Source organism: Micromonospora sp. SL1-18 (genome assembly GCF_047921505.1).
In the GTDB taxonomy this organism is placed as follows: Bacteria; Actinomycetota; Actinomycetes; order Mycobacteriales; family Micromonosporaceae; genus Micromonospora.
In genome coordinates, this window is sequence record NZ_JBLROA010000014.1 from 51657 (window position 1) to 71823 (window position 20167).

16 protein-coding genes and 1 tRNA gene are annotated in these 20167 nt (G+C 72.6%); 2 read left to right on the plus strand and 15 right to left on the minus strand.

Translation table 11 applies throughout. The annotated features are described in order from the left end of the window. Positions 1-7 precede the first annotated feature (7 nt). The 5 genes from ACNAW0_RS09450 to ACNAW0_RS09470 form a co-directional block, all read right to left on the minus strand. Positions 8-80: transfer RNA gene (locus tag ACNAW0_RS09450), tRNA-Gly, on the minus strand. 63 nt (positions 81-143) lie between these two features. Continuing rightward, a complete protein-coding gene (locus tag ACNAW0_RS09455) occupies positions 144-2270 on the minus strand; it encodes a zinc ribbon domain-containing protein (protein WP_416287352.1) in 2127 nt (708 codons plus the stop codon). Between the two features lie 43 nt (positions 2271-2313). Beyond that, the gene (locus ACNAW0_RS09460; protein ID WP_416287353.1) at positions 2314-3630 is read right to left on the minus strand and encodes a hypothetical protein; all 1317 of its coding nucleotides are present in this window, start codon (positions 3628-3630) and stop codon (positions 2314-2316) included. Positions 3631-3787: 157 nt separating this feature from the next. Next, complete coding sequence (locus ACNAW0_RS09465; RefSeq protein ID WP_416287354.1) at positions 3788-5794, minus strand: GTP-binding protein; 2007 nt, start codon at positions 5792-5794, stop codon at positions 3788-3790. Between the two features lie 272 nt (positions 5795-6066). Continuing rightward, positions 6067-6456, minus strand: coding sequence for a hypothetical protein (locus tag ACNAW0_RS09470; RefSeq protein WP_416287355.1), 390 nt, complete (start codon positions 6454-6456; stop codon positions 6067-6069). Between the two features lie 222 nt (positions 6457-6678). On the opposite strand from ACNAW0_RS09470, the gene ACNAW0_RS09475 reads away from it, so the two are divergent. After that, positions 6679-7518, plus strand: coding sequence for an alpha/beta hydrolase (locus ACNAW0_RS09475; protein ID WP_416287356.1), 840 nt, complete (start codon positions 6679-6681; stop codon positions 7516-7518). Here ACNAW0_RS09475 and ACNAW0_RS09480 read toward each other — a convergent pair. The 9 genes from ACNAW0_RS09480 to ACNAW0_RS09520 all read right to left on the minus strand — a co-directional run bounded on the left by ACNAW0_RS09480 (position 7467) and on the right by ACNAW0_RS09520 (position 17864). Then, on the minus strand, positions 7467-8324 hold the full coding sequence (locus ACNAW0_RS09480) for a M15 family metallopeptidase (protein WP_416287357.1): 858 nt from the start codon (positions 8322-8324) through the stop codon (positions 7467-7469). The two genes, ACNAW0_RS09475 and ACNAW0_RS09480, sit on opposite strands and share 52 nt — an antisense overlap. A 230-nt stretch (positions 8325-8554) precedes the next feature. Continuing rightward, positions 8555-9280 (minus strand): polysaccharide deacetylase family protein, encoded by a 726-nt coding sequence (locus tag ACNAW0_RS09485; protein WP_416287358.1) that lies wholly within the window; start codon positions 9278-9280, stop codon positions 8555-8557. Continuing rightward, positions 9277-10092, minus strand: coding sequence for an MGDG synthase family glycosyltransferase (locus tag ACNAW0_RS09490; RefSeq protein WP_416287359.1), 816 nt, complete (start codon positions 10090-10092; stop codon positions 9277-9279). The genes ACNAW0_RS09485 and ACNAW0_RS09490 overlap by 4 nt, the downstream gene beginning before the upstream one ends. 44 nt (positions 10093-10136) lie before the next feature. Then, entirely contained in the window at positions 10137-11897 is a 1761-nt protein-coding gene (locus ACNAW0_RS09495) for a lysylphosphatidylglycerol synthase domain-containing protein (protein ID WP_416287360.1), read from the minus strand. A 138-nt stretch (positions 11898-12035) separates the two neighbouring features. Then, entirely contained in the window at positions 12036-13325 is a 1290-nt protein-coding gene (locus ACNAW0_RS09500; RefSeq protein ID WP_416287361.1) for a D-alanyl-D-alanine carboxypeptidase family protein, read from the minus strand. A gap of 141 nt (positions 13326-13466) precedes the next feature. Further along, a complete protein-coding gene (locus ACNAW0_RS09505; protein ID WP_416287362.1) occupies positions 13467-13883 on the minus strand; it encodes a protein-tyrosine phosphatase family protein in 417 nt (138 codons plus the stop codon). Between the two features lie 128 nt (positions 13884-14011). Continuing rightward, on the minus strand, positions 14012-14704 hold the full coding sequence (locus ACNAW0_RS09510; protein WP_416287363.1) for a hypothetical protein: 693 nt from the start codon (positions 14702-14704) through the stop codon (positions 14012-14014). A 13-nt stretch (positions 14705-14717) separates the two neighbouring features. Beyond that, a complete protein-coding gene (locus ACNAW0_RS09515; RefSeq protein ID WP_416287364.1) occupies positions 14718-16505 on the minus strand; it encodes a DUF4012 domain-containing protein in 1788 nt (595 codons plus the stop codon). 129 nt (positions 16506-16634) lie between these two features. Further along, a complete protein-coding gene (locus ACNAW0_RS09520; RefSeq protein WP_416287365.1) occupies positions 16635-17864 on the minus strand; it encodes a glycosyltransferase family 4 protein in 1230 nt (409 codons plus the stop codon). A gap of 123 nt (positions 17865-17987) precedes the next feature. Here ACNAW0_RS09520 and ACNAW0_RS09525 point away from each other — a divergent pair, with 123 nt between their 5' ends. Then, a complete protein-coding gene (locus ACNAW0_RS09525) occupies positions 17988-18563 on the plus strand; it encodes a low molecular weight phosphatase family protein (protein WP_416287366.1) in 576 nt (191 codons plus the stop codon). Here ACNAW0_RS09525 and ACNAW0_RS09530 read toward each other — a convergent pair. Continuing rightward, a complete protein-coding gene (locus tag ACNAW0_RS09530; protein ID WP_416287367.1) occupies positions 18544-20001 on the minus strand; it encodes a polysaccharide biosynthesis tyrosine autokinase in 1458 nt (485 codons plus the stop codon). The two genes, ACNAW0_RS09525 and ACNAW0_RS09530, sit on opposite strands and share 20 nt — an antisense overlap. Between the last annotated feature and the right edge of the window lie 166 nt (positions 20002-20167).

Here is a 20167-nt window from a genome sequence, read left to right on the forward strand (position 1 = left end):
ATGTCCGAGCGGCTGGCCGGATTCGAACCGGCGATCTTCACCATGGCGAGGTGACGCCCTGCCTGACTGCGCTACAACCGAGAGGGCCCCGGGATGGGACCAGGGACTCGAACCCGTAGCGTCTCAGATCAGCTAAGCGATCCTTAGTTGGAATCAGTTTCCGGGATCGTTTCCCACCGTGGTGGGGAGGCGTGGGCGTGGTAGTGGAATCCTGCGCCCAGTGCGGCTCCTCCCGGCTGGTGGCCGGTGGTGGGTGTGCTGATCGTGTTCACGCCCTGGTGTCGGTGGGCTGCGCGGGGCAGTTTCCGGTCCGTTGGTGCGTGTCCCTCCGGACGCTTGCCCGCCCGACCATGAGGCCAGGTGGGGGAGGGTGCCCTGCGTCGCCTGGGCGCAGGGCGTGGTGGCTTGTGCCGGGTGGGGCCGGTCTTCGACCGGTCCTCCCGGCTGGTCTTGGTGGTGGGGGTGACGACGGCTGCGGTTTCGAGGGCGTCCACGACCGAACGGATCACCATGGCACCGCTGGCGCGGTCGATGACGGTCTTGGTCTGGTGGGTGAGGCCGCGGGCGGCGATGCGCCGCCAGGCCCCCTGGTCGCGGTCGCCCTGCCAGCCGCAACTGCCGGTGTTTGGGCAGATCGCCCACTTCCATCCCGCCACGGTCGGCTGGTCGGGCGCTTTGCAATGTCGTAGCGGGGTCAGGCACTGGGGGCAGTGTTTGGAGGTGTTGCGGGCGGGGACGGGGACCACGGCGACACCCGCCTCGGCGGCGCAGTGCCGCATCCGGTCGACGATCTTCCCGCGGACCTGCTGGGACAGGCGCGTGTTCAACGTACGGCCCATACCCTTGGCTTCCATCGATCGCAGGTCTTCGACATAGATCACGGTCGCGGCGGCGGCGATCGCCTGATCCACCGCCCAGCGGGCGGCAGCCCACGCGAGCGCGTCGTTCAGGTTCTGGCGGCGGGCGGACACACGCTGGATCTCGTCACGCAGCACCGTATGTTTGCCGGCGAGGTCGTGCTGCTGGTCACCGGCGATGAGCCGCTGGTAGTGGTCGGCCTTGGCGTGCAGCCGCTCACTGTGGCGGCGCAGGCGGTGCTGCTTGGCCAGGACACCGGCGGCGCGGAACTGGCCACCAGCCCCCAACGCGCGGATCCGACCATCCGTCTGTAGTCGCAGCGCACCGGCGGACAACAGCGTGTTGAGGCCCCAGTCCACGCCGAGCGCCACCGTGTGCCCGGTACGTCGGGCTTTCGGCACCGGGTGCGTGTATGCCATATCGGCGCGCACCCTGCCGCCCACCACTCGCAGGGTCGGCAGGTGCAGTATCCCCGAGGCGGGAACTGTGGGCGGCAGACTGATCGGACAGGCCACCCACGTCCAATCCCGATACGAGCGCGGATCCGCACGGGTAGGCAACTGCAAGCGCAGCAGCACCCTGCCCGGGTCAGCCTCGCAACGTTCAATGGTGGCCTGCTGCCGGTCACACGCCGCCAGCAACAGCACCCGCGACACCCGCGCAACGCCCTCGAGCTCGAACACATCCACCGGCAGACGCCCGTTAGCGTTGAGGAACGTGACGGCCTGCCGGGTACGGCCCTTGATCACGCTCGACGGCAGATGCTCCCCGCCAGGGATCGCCGTACGCACCTGCTCCCACTCGGCGGGGGTGCGCCTACGCGGGTCGGCCGGCCAGGTAGCCAGGACCCCGGCGGTCAGATCGGCACGCCACTTCACCGACCGCAGGACGCGTCCGGCCTGCTCCTGCGCCATCCGCACAACCCGATCATTAACCCGCACACCCACCGGCACGGGGGTCGTCCAGCCCAGCCGCCGCAACGCCATCCACGCGTTCGACGGCAACCTCCGCCCACCCGCATCCTGCCCGGACGCCAACACCCCCACATCGACGCTGTTCCAATGCCCGCTCATCAGAGCGCCCACCATGCCCGCCACCAGATCAGCACACCAACCCACCCGCTGTGCCAACACCGACTGGGACAGAACAACGCCGGTCGCCTCATCCACCCCGGTACGCAGCAGCGCGCGGGCACACGCCGTACAGGAGGCCTCACCTTCGGCCAGGGACAGCTTCCGACTCACCGACCACCCCACGCCACCGTGATCTTCCCCACACCAGCCCACACACACAGCACCACCGGCTGGAATCCACCCAAATGCATCGCGGCCTTCCACAGCCGGAGAAATCCCACCCGGAGATTCTATATCCACAAAGGATTCATAACTAAAGCCGACCAGGGGTGCTGACAACGAGTCGGCAGACCACGGCGGCGAGGTGCCTCGCCCCGACCGCTCATGCCGTCTGGCCGGCATCGCGTAAGAAGGCGGTGACGCGGGTGCTGACGGTGGCGTGCAGGGCGGCCACCGCCTCGACGCCCTCGCGTAATGCCGCGGTCAGCACCGCAACGTCACCTGGGTCGTCGATCGAGCGAGCGACCGTTAGGGAGCCTTCCCACCAATAGCCGTCTACCGCCCACGTGACGTCATCGTCGGAGAGCATGATGTCGTCCAGGACCTGGTCGATTGCCTCGCCGAGGTCTTCGTCGTCCGTGTCTGGATGCTCGTCGACGCACCGCTGCCGCAGCCGTCCGGCGTCAGCGTCGATCCGCAGCTGCCAGCCCTCGTCGGCGGCGGTGACGTCGAACCATTTCGGCAGTCCGCGGTCGGTGTCGTCACCTGCCAACAGGCATGGGGTGCGCAGGTCGTGGATCGGGTGGCTGCGGACCAGCTCGTACCCCAGGGCGCTCGCTGCCTGGCGCAGCTGCGCGGCGCGGCCGCCCTCCCAGAGGGCGCCCAAGGGCAGCACTGCACGCAGCCGTTCGCCGATCGTCGCCCAGCGCGCGTTTGGAACGAGCACCTGCAGCGCAGCCGCGATGTCCTCGAAGGTGACCGCTGGCAGCCGTGGGTCGCCCGCGTACAACTGGATGTGGGGTTCGAGCAGGCAGGTGAGTAACACGTGTTCGGCGGCGACCTCGTACGGTGGGGCGTCGTCGATGTAGGCCAGCGCGTCGGCGATCGCCGAAACCCAGTCGTTGGCATTCCAGGCGACCGGCTGCCAGGCGACCGAGCCGCAGTCGCAGCGAGTGGTGGGCGCGGTCGGGGACAGGTCGGCGTCGCAGCGGGGACAGTTCAGCCGGGCGGCGGCTATCTCTCGGGCGTAGTCGTCGCGGATCGCGGCCAGCTCCGCGGCGATCTGCCGGGGTGTCCCGTCGAGGAATCCGGCCCAGCCGAAGTCGGTGTAGATCTTTACTGCCCACACCCGGCCCCGGCGGCCGCGCTCGGAAACGGCGTCGGCGAGATCCCAGCCGTCTGGGCCGAGTTTGGCGGTGAGTGCGTCGATGACCGGCTGCCAGGCCGACATGTCGTCGTCCGGTGGCGGCGGTGGGGCGGGGCGACCGGTCGCGGCGGCGACGAGCGCCTTGGCGCGCCAGACCGAGCGTGCCTGGGCGGGGGTCGGTTCGCTGACGGTGTAGCCGGTGAAGTATCCGGCGACGTTCGGGGTGACGGCCACGAGGTGGCCGTCAGGCACGACCAACGAGGCCGGCGGATCGGGGAGGCGGTGGCGGGCGCATACCAGCGCGTCGAAGCCGCGGACGAGTGCCGCACGCACAGATCGTGTGTGGCCGCACTCGGCGCAGGTGACGCTGATCTTTTCCCGGCTCTTTGCCACGATTTACCCTCCTCGCACATCTGCGAGCCCACGCTATCGGCGGGGTCAGACAACTTGCCGTGCCGTGGGCGCGGTGCGGGCCCGGTACCCGCGCCGATCACCGCTGCGGCCGGCCGGTGACCCGGCGCGCCACGGCGAGCAGGTACTCCTTGCGGTTGAGCGGATCGTGATCCCAGCGGGGCCGGCCCGGTTCCGGTCCACGCACCGGCCGGTAGTGGTCGAACTCGGCCTCCAGGCTTCCCTCACCCCGGGTGAGCGACGGCAGCCGCTGCTCCAGCGCGTGCACCCGGCCGGCCGGCACCTCCCCCTCGATCAGGTACGTCATGCCGCGCAGGGCGGACGTGCGGGGCACCGCGTCGAGGCCGGCCAGCACCGGCAGGACCGCGCCGAACAGGTCGGCCGGCACCTCCAGCCGGAACCGGTGCACCGGTTCGTGGATACGGGTGCCGGCGCGGGCGAGCGCGGCCATGAGCACCAGCGGGGTGAGGTTGCGGAAGTCGCCTGCGGTGCTGGACATGCTCTTGTCGAACACCCCGTGCGAGTGGCTCTGTCGCGCCCAGTAGCCACCGTGGGTGAGGGTGACCACGCAGTCGATCACCTCCCAGCCGCGCAGGCCCTGCCGCAGGGTCTCCCGAACGGTCTCCTCGATGGCCTTGAGGAAGGCCAGCGGCATCGAGCCGAGTTCGATGCCGAGCCGGAACTCGACGCCGCTGCCGAGCGGACCGGGCTCGACCCGGAGCCCGACGGTGCCGAGGAACGGGTTCGGCTCCCGGCCGATCCACTCGACGGCGGCGCCGACCCCGACCGGCCGTTCCACACAGACGGTGGTGGTCTCCCGGAAGGTGACCGGAACGCTGTACTCGTCGGCGAGGGTGGCCTGGATAACCTCCTTCTGCACCTCGCCGTAGAGGGACACCGCGATCTCCTGGCGCAGGTCGTCCTGGCGGAGGTTGATCAGCGGATCCTGCTCCGCGAGCTGGGCGAGGGCGGCGTGCAGGGCCGGCCGGTCGGCCGCCCGGACGGGCATGACCACGGTCTCCAGGGTCGGCGGCGAGAAATGGTGCCGGCCGGCGTGCCGGTCGGGCGGATCGCCGAGCGGATCGCCGACCCGGATGTCGGTCAGGCCGTACAGCCGGGCGATCTGGCCCGCTCCGGCCGAGTCGGCGGACATCGCCTCGCCGCCGTCGTAGACGTCGACGCCGGTGACCTTGGCCTCGTGGTCCCGCCGGTAGCGGATCCGGTCGCGGACCCGCACGGTCCCGGCGACGATCCGGGCGTACGCGATCTTCTCGCCGGCCGGGCCGCGCTCGACCTTGAAGACGGTGCCGGAGAGCGGGACGTCGTCGTCGCCCTCGGCGGCGGGGAGCAGCTCGGCGACGGCGGCGATCAGGTCGTCCACACCTGCGCCGGTGATGGCCGAGCCGGCGTGGATCGGGTACACCCGGGCCTGCGCGGTCCAGGTGGCGAGCGCCGCGCCTAGCCGGGCCGGAGTCACCGCCTGCTCGTCGGCGACGTACGCGGCGAGCAGCGTGTCGTCGTGCGCGGTGAGCAGGTCGAGCAGCCGCCCGCGGTGTGCCAGATCGTCGGGTTCGAAGGGCAGCCAGCGGGCGGCCGGGGTGCCGGCGGCCTCGACCCGGCCGAGGGCGACCACGTCCGGGGTGAGGCGGTCGGCGATCTGGCGCAGCACCCGGTCCGGATCGGCGCCGGCCCGGTCCACCTTGTTGACGAAGATCAGGGTGGGGATGCCGAGCCGGTGCAGGGTGCGGGCCAGCACCCGGGTCTGGGCCTGGACGCCCTCGACGGCGGAGACGACGAGCACCGCCCCGTCGAGTACGCCGAGGGCGCGTTCCACCTCGGCGATGAAGTCCGGGTGGCCGGGGGTGTCGATCAGGTTGACGGTGACCCCGGCGACGACGAAGGAGACGACTGCGGAGCGGATGGTGATGCCGCGCTGCCGTTCCAGCGTCAGGCTGTCGGTGCGGGTGCTGCCGTCGTCGACGCTGCCGAGTTCGTCGATGACGCCGGCATCGAGCAGCAGCCGTTCGGTCAGGCTGGTCTTACCGGCGTCGACATGGGCGAGGATTCCGAGATTGAGAGCTTTCACGCAGCGTCATGTCCTCTGGGTAGGCGGGCATTCCCTTCTGGTAGGACATGGACGCAGCTCGCATTCTCAGGCTCCTTCGTCGGATGGGCGTCGTGGTGGGATTGCATCAGCGGTGCCGGAGAACCGGCAACGCGAACGGGTGACCGGCCGGGCTGCCGGGCGCCGCAGGCCGGCGAGGGCCAGGTCACCGGACGGTGGCAGTCAATGGCCCCGGCCGCGCGGTGGCCGGCGGCCGGTGGAGGGCGGCCAGCAGGGGATCGCCGGCCGGGCGGTTACGCGTGGGCGACGGGGTGGCGCTTCATCTCCTCCATGAACCGGAACCGCGCGGTGAGGTCTGCGAGGGTCGCCCCGGCCTTCCAGGCGTCGGCGACCTGTGCCACCTGGAGCAGATCGGTGGCGTCGCCCCGAGCCTGGACCTCCCCGGACACCCGCAGGTCGATCATGAAGTAGCGGGCCTGGGAGCCGAGACCGACGCAGACGACACCCCGCTCGGAGCCCAGCTCGGCGCAGGTGAACCTGGCGCGCCCCTGGTCAGGGGCGGTCACCTGGCCCAGGTCGAGCTGGTGCCGGGCGGCCATCTCGACGAGCGCGGGGGCCAGACCGCCCCGCTCGACCAGGTCCGGGTAGAGACGCACACCCACCGCGCTCGACACGTCGCTCATGAACTGACTCCCACTTCCTTGTGACAGAGACCAGCGGCGCGCGGTTACTGGAATGTTTCCGTCGCGCCTGATCATCCTGTCCCTCCTGGCTGCCCTACGGCAATAGGAACGGTCAACTCGACCGGTGATCGGCCTGCGGTACCGGGGCGTCGCCGCCTGAGCCGGGCGGCCGGTTGCCGGGCGTACGTGGAGCCCGGCGACCGGCGCGTACGATCCAGCCCCATGGCGCGGATCCGGTGTGACTTCTTCTCCGAGGCGCTCGGGATGGGCACGTCGATGACGGTGCTGCTGCCGGAACGGACCTCCGGACAGATCGGCATGGCCGGCAGCGCCGCAGCCGGCGACCCACCGGTGCTCTACCTGCTGCACGGGCTGAGCGACGACGACACCATCTGGACCCGGCGTACCTCCATCGAGCGGTACGTCGCGCCGCTGGGGCTGGCGGTGGTGATGCCGATGGCCGCCCGAAGTTTCTACACCGACGAGACGCACGGCAACCGCTACTGGACCTTCCTCAGCGAGGAGCTGCCCGAGGTCTGCCACTCGTTCTTCCGCCTCTCCGACCGTCGGGAGGACACCTTCGTCGCTGGGCTGTCGATGGGCGGCTACGGGGCGATGAAGTGGGCGCTGCGTGCCCCGGGCCGGTTCGCGGCGGCCGCCAGCCTCTCCGGCGCGTTGGACATCGCCCGACGGCGGGACCATCCGACCAGCCCGGTGAACCCTGCGGTGTGGCACACCGTCTGGGGCGACGGGGAGGTGCCGGGCACCGACGACGACACGGTGGCGTTGCTGGAACGCGCCGGTGACGACCTGCCCGCGCTCTACGTCGCCTGCGGCACCGAGGATTTCCTGTACGCGGACAACGTCCGCTTCGTCGACACCGCCCGACGCCGAGGGCTGCCGGTCGCCGTGGACTTCTCCCCCGGCGATCACGGCTGGGCGTACTGGGATGCGAAGATCCAGGACGTGCTGGCCTGGCTGCCGCTGCCCCGCGAAGCCTTGAGGGGCGCTCACCGCAGCGAGGACCGGGCCACCGGGAAGTCGAAGTACGTGTCCGGGTAGGGCTCGTCCGTGTAGCGGTAGTGCCACCACTCCCGGGGGTAGTTCTCGAATCCCTGCGTGGTCATCAGCCGTTTGAGCAGCTCCCGGTTGTCCCGGGCCGCCCCGCTCACCCGAGTGTCGGCGGTGTGGGCGCGCGGATCGAAGCAGTCGAACCCGGTGCCCATGTCGATCGAATTGTCGGGGAAGCGGCGCCCGACGGGCGCGGTGCAGGCCTCCAGCGGCTGTCCCGGCCGGTACGCGGGCTGCTCGGGGGTGGGCACCGGCACCAGGGTGAGGTCGAGGGTGCTGCCCCGGCTGTGCGCGGTCGGCGCGCCGATGTACCCGTCGGCGAAGAGCCGGTTCTTGGGCAGGTCGGGGTAGAACTCGCCCTTCATCTGCTGCTCCCCGGAAAGCTTGGCCCAGGCGACGAAGTCGTTGACCGCCCGCCGCGGGCGGTAGCAGTCGTACACCTTGAGGCTGCGGGCCTGGGCGAGGGCGGCGCTCTGCACCCGGCGCAGCGCCTCGGCCGCCTTGCGGGTGAGCAGGCAGCGCGGTTCCGGGTAGCCGGTGATCGGCCGGCCGACGAAGTTGTGCGCGGTGGCGTACCGGATGTCGGTGCGGATGTTCGGATCGAGGTCGGCGAGGTCGACGAAGTCGGCGGGGGCGCGAGAAACGGCCGGCACGGCCGACGGCGACGCGGAGGGGGAAGGCGACGGTGGGGGCACTGGTGCCGGGCTCGACGCGGGCCGTTGACACCCGGCGAGCACCGCGGCCGCGACGGCCAGTGCCGTCGCCGCGCGTGCTGCCGCCTCTCTACCGGTCCTCATCCTGCCGTGTCTACCAGCATGGGTGGCCCGTCGGGCCGACAAGCGACGCCTCGACGGACGGTCAGCGGCCGAGCGCGTCGAGTTGGCCACCGAACTCATGGTCCGGAACAGCTCCGCGGGTCCCCCCGCCGGGGGCCACCGGTAGCGGACCCGCCGGCCCTTCCAGGCACCTTCCGGAAGTTTCGGCGACGACTGGCCGGGAACGAGCGGGGGCTCACGCGCCGGGGGGGTCACTCGGCCACGTCCCGGTGCCCGCCGAGCGGGCCGACCGTCCAGCCCTGGCGGCGGCACTCGGCCAGCAACCGGGGCAGGGCGCCCAGCCCGGCCCGCCACGCGCCCGGCGCGGAGGTGCACGAGGAGTCGTGCAGCAGGATCGTGCCCCCGCCGGAGAGTTTCGCCCGGACGGTGTCGTACACCGAGTCGGCGGTGGCCGTGGCGGCCCAGTCGCGACCCCAGCAACTCCACAGCACCGGCACCAGCCCCAACCGCCGTGCCGCCAGCAGGGTGGGACCGGTCAGCACCCCGTACGGGGGACGCAGGAAGCGGGGCGTCTGGCCGGTCACGGCGGTGATCAGCGTGCGGGCGCGGGCCAGCTCACGTACGGTGGCCGCTGGCCCGCGCCGCAGCAGGTTGTCGTGCTGCCAGCCGTGCACCCCCACCTCGTGGCCGGCGGCGACGATCTCCCGCCCGAGGTCGGGCGACCGCTGCAGCATCACGCCGAGCAGGAAGAAGGTGGCCCGGACCCGGTGCTCGGCCAGCACCTCCAGGAACCGGGGGGTGGACTCCGGGTCAGGGCCGTCGTCGAAGGTGAGCGCGACCCGGTCGGGCCGGCCGACGCCGTGCAGGCCGGGGAAGAACCGGCGCCGGACGACCGGCAGCGCGGTCACCAGCGGTGCCACGTGCAGCGCCGGCAGCGCTGCCGCCACAGCCCAGCGGGCCCGCACGGGAACCCTCACCGGGGGCCCACCGACTGGAGCACCGCGGCGACCACCGCCACTGCGTCCCCGACCGAGTCGACCAGAGCCGGGCGACCACGTTCCTCGGCTCCCGCGATCCCGGCCCGGCTCGCCGCCTCGGCGACCACCCCCGTCAAATCGGCATCCGGATCGGCCAGACCAGGGCGGACCGAGTGGCCGGGCCGGGCGGTGCCGACGCCGGCCACCCGGTCACCGACCGGGGACACCAGCGGCTGGACCACGGTGAGGTCGACGCCGTCCGACCCGGCCGGCGGCACCTCGGCGTGCCGCACCGCGCAGTAGAGGTCGACACCCGGAGCGAGCCACGCGGGATGGACGGCGGAATCGGTCACGTAGGTGATGAGCGGGACGGCCAGTCGCCCCTGCCGGCGCAGCGGTCCGAGAATCTGGTTGGCGAACGGGTAGGTCGTCACCACCGCCCGGGTGTCCGCGGGGATGGCGCGGCGCATCCGGCGGCGGATCGGCCGGAGCAGCCCGCGGAGTACCGAAACGGACAGCCGGGACCGGCTGGTGAGCGCGAAGAGCATGGCGTAGCCCCACGGCAGCCACCGCGCCGCTCCCCGGTACGCCTCCCGGCAGGCCCGGTGCACGGCCGTCATTCGGTCCGGAGCGCCGCCTGGCGGCGCGGAGGTCGAATTATGGCCGTTCGGACGGGGCAGCAGGTCCAGGAGATTGAGCCGGTCCACCACGAAGCCCCGGCCGCTCAGCCGCCGGGTCAGCTCGGCGGCGGCCGGTTCGTGTCCGGCGCCGACATCCGCGGAGACCACGACGATCCGTCCCGGGCCCTCCATGTCTCGGCACATACCCAGGGTCCTGCCGTCCACGCCGGGCGCGGTCAGACGACGTGTCGGCGTACCAGCAGACGCAGCGCCACGTATCCGGGCAGCACCGGCAGCCAGAACGTGGCGAGCCGGTAGATCAGCACCCCGGCGACCGCGGTGCCCGCCGGGACGCCGTAGAGCAGCAGGCCGGAGACCAGAGCCGCCTCGGTGGCGCCCAGCCCGCCGGGAGTCGGCGCGGCGGTGGCCACCCCCTCACCCAGCACCGAGACCAGCACCACCGGCGCGACCAGGGCCGGTTCGGGGGGCAGCCCGACGGCGAACAGCGAGAGCCAGAACGCGGTCGCGTACGCCAGGGTGAGCGCCAGGCCGACCGCCAACAGCCGCAGCATCCGCCCGCTGCGGACCAGCAGGCGAACCGCGTCGAACGCCTGGCCGCCGGCGTGGCGGGCGCGAGCCCGCCAGCGGGGCGTGGCGAGCACCACGACGGCCAGCGCCAGCAGGCCGAGCCCGACGAGCAGCACTATCCAGCCCCGGCCGGCGACGGCGGCGCGCAGGTGCTCCGCCGAGCCCCGCGCGAAGGGCAGCAGGGCGGGCAGCATCAGGGCGACGGCGAGGAAGCCGGCAGCCCGGTCGACGGCGACCGTGGTGGCCGCGACCGGCAGCGGCAGGCCCTGTCGACGCAGGTAGCGCAGGCTGAGCGCGAACCCGCCGACGGCACCCGGTGCGACCCGGTTGACGAAGCCGGCCGCCACCTGGACCGACACGGTGGTGGCGAAGGGGATCCGGCTGGCCGCCGCGAGGCGCAGCGCGAGGGCGCTGAGCGGGTACGTCGCAGCGGCGCCCAGCAGCGCGCCGATCACCGCCCACGGATTCGCCCGCTCCAGGGCCTGGATCGCCATGGCGAACTTGCCGAACTCGGTGACCAGGAAATACCCCAGGAGGCCGAGCATGACCAGCAGGAAGAGGCCCGATCCGGTGAACCGGACGACCCGGGCGGTGCGCACCCGGCGGCCGGGGCAGTGGTGGGCGATCTCGACGCGGAGATCCTCGAGCAGTGCCGGCCGGGCGACGACCGCATGCCGGGCGGGCCGGGACAGCAGCGCGGGCTGCAGCCAGGCCAGGCTGTCGGCCACCGCCGCAGCGCCCAGGTGTTCGACGGCGGCCGCGACGGTCGGGCGTACGCCGGCCAGCCCGGCGAGCGTCACCAGCGGCTCCACCAGGTCGCGGGCGCGTTGCTCGGGTGTGGCCCGGTCGGTGCCGCCGGCCAGCGAGACGAGCCGGGCCGCCGAGTCGGTCACCAGGACGTTGGCGCCGCGCAGGTCGCGGTGGGCCAGTCCGGCCCGGTGCAGCAGCGCTACCTGCCGCCACACGTCGGCCAGGGCGGCCGTGCCGAGTTCGTCAGGACCGAGCGCGGCCAGCGGCCGGCCGGGCACGAACTCCTCGACGAGCAGCCCCTCCCCGGCCGGGTCGGCGGCCTCGGCCAGCAGGCGCGGCACCCCGGCTCCGGCCCGCCCGGCGAGCCGCAGCAGGCGCGCCTCGTGCCCGGCTTTCTGCGCCGCGCTGGTGTATCCCGGTTGGTCGTCGAGGTGGCGGTAGCGCAGCCGCCGGCCCCACCGGCGCAGGCGTCCCGCGTCCCGCTGCCGGCCGGCGGACAGCTTCACGAACAGGTCGCGCCCCTCGGCAGTGGTGACCCGCCACGGGTGGGAGCCGCGGCGATCGCCGGGCAGCGGCGCGACGGCGCGCACGGGCACACCCCGGTCGGCGAGGAGCTGGCGGACCCGCACGGCGGAGCCGTGCCCGCCGCTGTCCCGCATGCTCCGACCATAGGGCGATTCCACCGTCTGTCGGGCGGCAACGCCGCCGCCGGGTCCGGCGGCGCCCGGCGCGGCGGTGGCCCACGTGACGGGAGCGGGCGCTACCTGCGGCGGTGGCGCACGTGACGGGAGCGGGCGCTACGCGCGGCGGCGGCCGACCCGGCGGGACCGCCGACCTCGGCGTACGGCCAGTGCCGTCAGGAGACCCCCGACGGTGAAGGCGAGGAGACCGGCGGTCGGCAGGATGACCTGCCAGTCGCCGTCGGCCATCCGGTGCAGCGCGGTCCCGGCCGGCCCCCGCCACTCCGGCTGCGAGGTCGGCGCGGACACGGCCGGCAACTTGCTCCCGGCCGCCTCCGCGTCCAGTTCGCCGGGCTCGACCAGCCGGCCGACCGAGGCGTCCCGGGGCAGGGCGAAACCCCAGTCGAGCAGTTGGGCGCCCTGCTGCCAGCTGCGTACCGGGCGGCCCTCGGCACCGAGCAGAGTCACCACGAGCCGTCGGCCGTCGCGCTCCGCGGCGCCCACGTAGCTGTGCCGGGCCAGCTTGGTGAAGCCGGTCTTGCCGCCCAGGGCACCCTGGTAGCGGTAGATGAGCTGGTTCTCGTTCTGGATCTGGAAGCCGCCCTTCTTGAGGGCCGGCTGGGCCGGGATCTTGGCGTGCTCGGTGAGCGCGTACCGGCGGAACAGCGGGTTGGCGAAGCAGGCGCGGGCGATCAGCGCCAGGTCGTACGCGCTGGTGAACTGTCCCTTCCCGTCCAAGCCGGACGGGGTTACGGCGTGGGTCTGCCGGGCGCCGAGCCGCCGGGCCTCCTCGTTCATCGCCCGTACCCCGCCGGGCACGCCGTCCGCGCCACCGCCCAGCCGGGCCAGCACGTTGGCGGCCTCGTTGCCGGAGTTGAGCAGCAGCCCGAGCCACACCGTCTCGACGGGGTACTTCCCGCCTACGAGCAGACCGACCGCGGAACTGCCCGGCTCGATGTCCAGGTCGCCGCGGGTCACCGTGACGACCTTCTGCGGGTCGAGCCGGGGCAGCATGGTGGCGGCCAGCAGCAGTTTCTGGGTGCTGGCCGGGGTGCCGTACTCGTGCGGGCCGCAGGTGCCCAGCACGGCGCCGGTGTCCAGGTCGGCGACCAGCCATGACGGCGCGTTGACGGCCGGCGGCGCGGGCGCGCCGTCGGGCGCCACCAGCCCGGGCGTGTCGAGCCGCTCGCCGCCGACGACCCGGTCCGCCGGCACGTTCGGCGGCGGCACCGGCCGGGGCGGGCCGGACACCTTCGGGGCCGGCACCTTCGGGCAGGGCACGGGGGCCCGAGCGGCCGCCACGGCAGGGGCGACCCGAACCGCCGGCGCGGCCTGCGCGGCGGGGACGGCGGCACCGGCGCCCAGGAGGACGGTGGCGGTGAGGGCGGCCAGTACCCGAACTCTCATGACCACGCAGACTAACGGGCAAGATCGCACTGCGATGCCCCGGTACGGTCCGCCACGCCGTGTCCAGCGCCGGTCGCACGGAGTAGTCCAAGCGCTCCGGTGCCAGAGCCGCGGAGACCCCTTCGGGTTACGTCCAATGGTTCACACCCGGCGCAGCCACCACCGCTGCCACGGGGTCTCCACCGCACGCGGGTGGTAGCGGGCGCGTACCCAGGCCACCGCCGCGGCCGGGGCGAGCCCGTCGAGGACGGCGAGGGCGGCGAGCGCGGTCCCGGTCCGCCCGACGCCGCCCCGGCAGGCGACCTCCACCCGCTCCCCCGCGTACGCCCGGCGCCGCGCCTCGCCCAGCGCGTCCAGTGCGTCGGCGGTGTCGACCGGCACCCAGAAGTCGGGCCACCGGACCCGGCGGTACGGCCAGGGCGGAACCGGTCCGGCCGCCAGGACGAGGGCGAAGTCGGCCGGTGTGGCCTGGTCGGCGAGCCGCCGTCCGCGTACCGTCGCGCCGCCGGGCAGCACGAGGAGCCCGGTTCGGCCCGCCCACCCCTGTCCCGCGCTCATCGGGTCATTGTGCGTCACCCCCCGACCATCGGGTACGGCGGCACCGGCCACACACAGGCCGGTGCCCGCCGAATGTTGTCCGGCGGGCACCACCTCGGTCGTCCGGGTCCTGCCCGGCGCGCCCAGGGTCAGCGCGAGCCCATTCCGAAGCGACCGCGCCGGCGCCAGGCCGCGGAGAGCAGCACCAGCAGCGTGCCCGCGCCCGCCAGGCCGCCGCCGAGCTTCATTGGCGTGGTGAGGCTCGAGCCAGTTACCGGGAGCTCCTTGCCGTGCTTGTGCTGGTCCTTGTCGTGGTCGAACTTGCCGTCCTTGTCGTGGTCGAACTTGCCGTCCTTGCGGTGGTCGAACTTGCCATGCCGAATGCAGATGGTGACGGTATCCGGGTCGGACACCACCGTCTGGTCGTCGAACTTGCCGGTCGCCCGGGCGGTGTTGACCACCTTGCCCTTCTTGACGTCGGCCTTGGTCACCACATGTGGGTTGACGGCGTGGCAGTCGGTGCTTGTGCCCGGTGCCAACGTGGTGCTGTTGCAGACCACCGGCCCGGCGGTCGGATCGTCGACCGCGACGTTGGTGATCGTGACGGTGCCGGTGTTGGTCACCCGGTAGGTGTAGAAAATCTCGTCGCCCTTGGCCGCGAAGCCGTCGTTCTCGCACTTGTTGCGGCAGTCCGACTCGACCCGGGCCTTCTTGTCGATCGACAGGCTGGCTTGCACCGGCGGATAGGCCGGTGGCTGCGGCTGTGCCGCCCCGGCCGCGGTCGGCACGGCCGCCACGGCCAGACCGACCGTGAGCGCCATGATGATGCGGGATGGCCGCATGATGGATTCCCTCCTACTGATGATCACAGCTTGCTGCGGTTACAACTTGGGTGGTCCATGGGGTGGCGGTGGGGGTAAGTACCAGCTCGGCCGTGCCGGCACTGGCCTGCCCGGTGAGCAGCGTGACGTCGAGGGTCCGGGTCCGTCCCGGCTGGACCTCCACGTTCGCCACGGTCACCTGGCGGCGATGGTCGGTACCGCGGCGCATCCCGGCGTCCCGACCGTCCAGCCGGCCGCCGAGCACGGCCCCGCCGGTCGGGCTGTACACCGACACGAAGGTGCGAGCGGTGTACGGGTCGCCGGAGAGGGCGAGCCCGGTGACCGACTTGTCGAGACCCGACTGCGGGGCAGTGGAGTGCACCGTGACCCGCAACCGCAGCTCCCGGCGCCCGTCCGACTGGCAGTCACCGCCGGTCAGGTTGGCCGAGAACCTCAGGTAGTAGCCGAGCTTCGCGCCGCTGCCGTCGTTGAGGAACACCCCGACGGTCGGCGCGGTGTCCGTCTCGGGGAGCGTCCCGGTCAACCGGCTGTTGCCTAGGACGCGCTGCTCCTCCGAGCGGGCACTCCAGAACAATATCCGACGCTCCATGACAGAACGGTCGAAAACGGTCAAAAGCCCGCGAGGATTGGTGCTCTTGGTGAGAAACGCCGCGAAGACCGCGGCCCCGGCCTGCGCGAAGTACTCGTCCTGCGCCTGTGGGCTGAGGGTCCGGTAGGAGTCGCTGAGCAGCGTCCGGACCGCCGTATCCGCGGACAGCGCGGGCCGGCCGGGCACGGCCACCGGCCCGGTGGCGCCGAGCAGGTACGACAGCGCCACCGGATCCACCGCGAGGACCCCGTCCACCTTCGTGCCGGTCTTCCGGCGGACCATCTCCCGGTACAACGCCGCCGCCGTGGGGAAGTCAGGGCTGAGGTTGACGTCCGCCGGGAAGGTCCCCGGAAGGTCGGACCAGAGCCGGCGCACCTCCTGGTCCACGCGTAGCGGCGGCTCGAACACCCCCAGCCCGGAACTGGCGCCCTGCTGGGTCATCTGGATCCGGCCGTTCTCGGCGGTGAGCACCGCGTACGCGCCGAACATGCCGCCGGTGGCCCGCAGTTCCGCCGGGTTCTGCGAGATGAGCAGGTAGCGGCGGGGTCCGTCGGCGCCGAGCAGTGGCGGCAGCAGTCGGGCGCCCTGGTCCGCGGCGGCGGTCAGACCGGCGAGCCGGTCCAATTCGGTCCGCAGGCCGGTGAGCGCGTCCCGCACCTGCCCGACCAGGTGGCCGGCCGGCACCGCCCGCAGCCGCTCGCCGGTCTCGTGCACTGCCCGGTCGGCGGCGGAGACCTCGGCGGACACCGCGCGGAGCCGGGCCAGGTCCAGGCCTCCCTGCCGGGGCACCAGCGACGCGAGGTCGATCCGCAGCAGGGTCGGGAAGGCGAGGCGGGCGAGATCGTCCACCGCCACGGCGATCTGGCGCACCGCGGCCAGGTCGTCCCCGGCGTACGGCGCACGCTGGGCGACCCACCAGGCCGGGTCTCCGGTCGCGCCGCGGGCGGCGGCGGCCTGCTCCTGCAGTGCGGCCAGGGTGCGCTGGGCCCGATCGGCGTCACCGCCGACGACCTGCGAACTCAACTCCCGGGCGAGGCCAGCGGCGTTGAGCAGGTGCGCCCGGGCCTGCCAGCCCCGGAAGGCGACCCAGCCACCGGCGGCCAGCAGCACCGAGAGGACCACCAGGCCGGTGAGCAGGGTCCGCCGTACGCGGGCCCGGGTCCGTCGCCGGGAGCGTCGCCGCCGGCGACGCCACAGACCGCTATCCGTCACACCAATCTCCCGCCTCGAAACCGGACAGACTTGTCGATTGGTCGCTTTCTAGCATGAAACCGGCAGAGCGCAGGCGATTATCGGGCCTTTTGGTGATTCGGGTCCTGTCCTACGAAGTGGGTTTCACCGTCACCGGCGCGGGCGAGCGGCGTCCAGGGTGACGTCGTGAAGCATCCGCTCGATCCGGTTGACGCCAGCCCGGAGCGACATCTCCCGCAGGTACGCGTCGCGCCCCCGCTGGCCCATGTCGACCCGCGCGGGCGGCGGGATCGCCGCGGCCAGCCAGAACCGGTCGGCCAACGCGGGCCAGTCCCCCGGCGGGCAGGAGAGCCCGGCCCGGGCCCGCTCCACGACCGCCACCGTGTCACCCCCGGCGGAGGCGACCACCGGCGAGGCGCAGGAGAGGGCCGCCTGCAGCTTCCCGGGCACCATGCCACGCAGCTCCGGCAGGTCCCGCAGCATGACGAGCTGGTAGTCGGCCGCCGCGTAGAGCTCCGGCATGTCCAGCGGGGACCGCCGTTCGACGAACCGGACGTTGTCCGCCCGGAGCTCGGCGGCGAGCTCCCGCACCCGCCGCTCCTCGGCTCCCGAGCCGACCAGGACCAGGTCCATCCGGTCGCCGAGCGCCGCCGCCGCGCGCACCGCGGTCTCCAGGCCCTGGCGTACGCCGATGGTCCCGGCGTGCATGACCACGCAGCGGTTGTCCCGGCGGATCAGTCGCCGGGCGGCCCCGCTCGGCTCGGTCGGCCGGAAGATCCGCTCGTCGGTCCAGTTGAGCACCACCCGTACCCGGTCCGGCTCGGCGCCGCCGGCGACCACCAGGTCCCGCATGGACGGTGCGCTGACCGCGACGCCGTCGGCCTCCTGGTAGATCCGGCGTAAGGTGGCGCCGAGTCGCCCAGGGAGCCGGCGAGTCTCGCCAGCTCGGGCCACGTCCTCCTCCGGCCAGACGTCCTGCACATGCAGCACGGTCGGCACCCGGCCCAACATCCGGAGCAGGCCGGCGGCGGCGAAGGTCACCGCCGGCAGCTGGAAGACGTACAGGGCGTCCACGCCGCCGAGGTAGCGGCGGCCGGTGAGCGCCACGCTGCCCGCGAAGGAGAGCCAGCTGGCCATCCGCGTCCTGGCCGAGCCGTCGCCGCCGGCGTACCGGGGCACCCGGCGGACGGTCAGCCGCTCGCTGTGGGTCTCGTACCGCCAGCGCTGCCGCCAGCCGGGATACACGTGCCCGCCGGGGTAGTCCGGGAAGCCGGTGAGCACCCGTACCTCGTGGCCCCGGGCCGCCAACTCCTCGGCGAGGCTGCCCGGGATGAACGCCGGCTCCGGCGGGAAGTGGTAAGAAAGTATGCCGATCTTCATGACCGAGCCTCCGGCGCGGCCCCGCGACACCCGGCGTGGCGCACCCCGTACGATGCTCGCATCCCCTCTGCGTCCGGCCGCGACCGCCGGAACACCGCCGTCGCGGCGATCCGGCCCGCGACCATGCCGACGAGAGGGGTGCAGATGGTCGACGGGGTGCTCTTCGTCTGCCACGCCAACATGTGCCGGTCCCCGATGGCGGAGTACATCACCCGCCGGTTCCTCGCCGACCTGCCGGTCACCGTGGCGAGCGCGGGCACCGACGCCGTCGACGGGGTGCCCATGCACCCGTACGCGATCGAGGTCGCGGCCCGCACCGGCGCGGACCCGGCAGTCTTCCGCACCCGCCGGCTGCGCCCCGAGCACCTGACCGGGGCCACGCTGGTGCTGGCCGCGACCCGGCGGCAACGCTCCGTCTGCACGGCGCTGGCGCCGGCCGCGTTGCACCGGACCTTCACGCTCCGGCAGTTCGGCCGGCTGGTCGGCGCGGCCGAGCCGGCCAGGGCGGGCAGCCGTTCGACGCTGCGCGCCGCGGTCGAGGCGGCGGCCCGCGCCCGAGGGCGGCTGCAACCCGCCGCCCCCGGCGCGGACGATCTGGGCGACCCGATCGGCGGCTCACCCGCCGACTTCCGGCGGTGCGCCGAGGAGATCGAGCGGTCCATTCGACCGTTGCTGGCGCTCATCGGGACAGCCGGGTGAGTTCCTGGGTGTGGTCGCTGACCCCGACCACGGCGGACTCGCCGCGCCGGGCGACCCGGGCGCGGTCGGTAGGCACGGCAGGCGCGGGCGGCACGACCACCTTGTACGCCTCGTACTGGTAGGCGTCCGTCTTGGCGACCTTGGCCATGTTGAGCACGCAGCCAAGCAGACGCACCGAGACGGAGTGCAACGCACGGGCGGCGGCGGCCACCTGGCTGCGCGAGGTCCGCCCCTGCTGGGTGACCAGCAGCGCGCCGTCGGCCTGCACGGCCACCACCACACCGTCGGTGACGGCGAGCAGCGGCGCGGTGTCGATGACCACGATGTCCGCCGACTCCCGCAGCGCCACCAGCAGGTCCGCCATCGCCTTGGAACCGAGCAGCTCGCTGGGGTTGGGCGGGGTGGCACCACTGGGGAGCACCAGCAGCGACTTGTCGCCCCACCGCTGCACCACGTCGCCGACCTGGACGTCGCCGACCAGCACGTCGGTGAGGCCCACACCACCGTCGACGCCGAGGTAGTCGGCGACCTTGGGGCGGCGCAGGTCGGCATCGATGAGCAGCACCCGCCAGCCCGCCTCGGCCAGCGCGATGGCGGTGTTGCAGGCCATGGTGGTCTTTCCCTCCCCCTGCAGGGCGCTGGTGACCGCGATGACCCGGGCCGGTTCGTGCACGTCGACGAAGCGCAGGTTGGTCCGGAGCTTGCGGACCGCCTCGGCGCGCGGCGAGTTGGCCGCCTCGCCGACGATCAGCGGGGACGACTTCGCACCGGCCTCGAACGGGATCTCGCCGAGCAGTGGGCTGCCGGTCACCCGCTGGAGCCCGGCCGCGTCCCGCATCCGGACGTCGGCCATCCCGCGCAGCACGGCCAGTCCCGCACCGAGCAGCAGGCCCACCAGCCCGCCGACGACCAGATTCCGCACCGGCTGGGGTGACACCGGGGTGGAGGTCACCCGCGGACCACTCACCACCTCGAGCTTGATCGGGGGCGACTTGCCGTCCGGCGGCGTTTCCACCTTCTGCACCAGCTCGACGAACTTGGCGGAGAGAATCTCGGTGGTCTTCAGCGCCCGGGTCTGATCGGTGTCGATGAAGGTGGCCCTCAGCAGCACGCTGCCGGACTCGGTGGCGGTGCTGAGCCGGTCCTTCACCTGCTCGCCGGTCAGGCCGAGCGGGTTCTCCGCCACCACACTCTGCGCCAGTCGGTCACTGGTGAGCAGGTCGGCGTAGGACTTGACCCGCTGCTGGAGGAAGAGGCCGCCCTGGTAGGCGTCGGTGACGCCCTGGCTGGGAGTGGTGACGAAGAAGGTCACCGAGGCCTGGTACCGGGGTGGGGTGCGGACCGTGATCAGTGCGGCGGTGCCCAGGGCGAGCATCACGGTGATCAAAACGATCCACCAGTGCCGTCGGATCAGGCGCAGGTAATTGAGAACGTCCATCACGTTTCCCCTCTCGACACGCCGATCAGTCGTTGAAACAGCACAAAACCCCCCTAAAACGCCCAAAACACCTAGTAGTCGTGTCAGGATCCAAAACGCCTAAACATCCATCAAGCGACTCGCCGAATGTAAACGACCTGAAGCGCATAGATGGTCTAAATCCTTC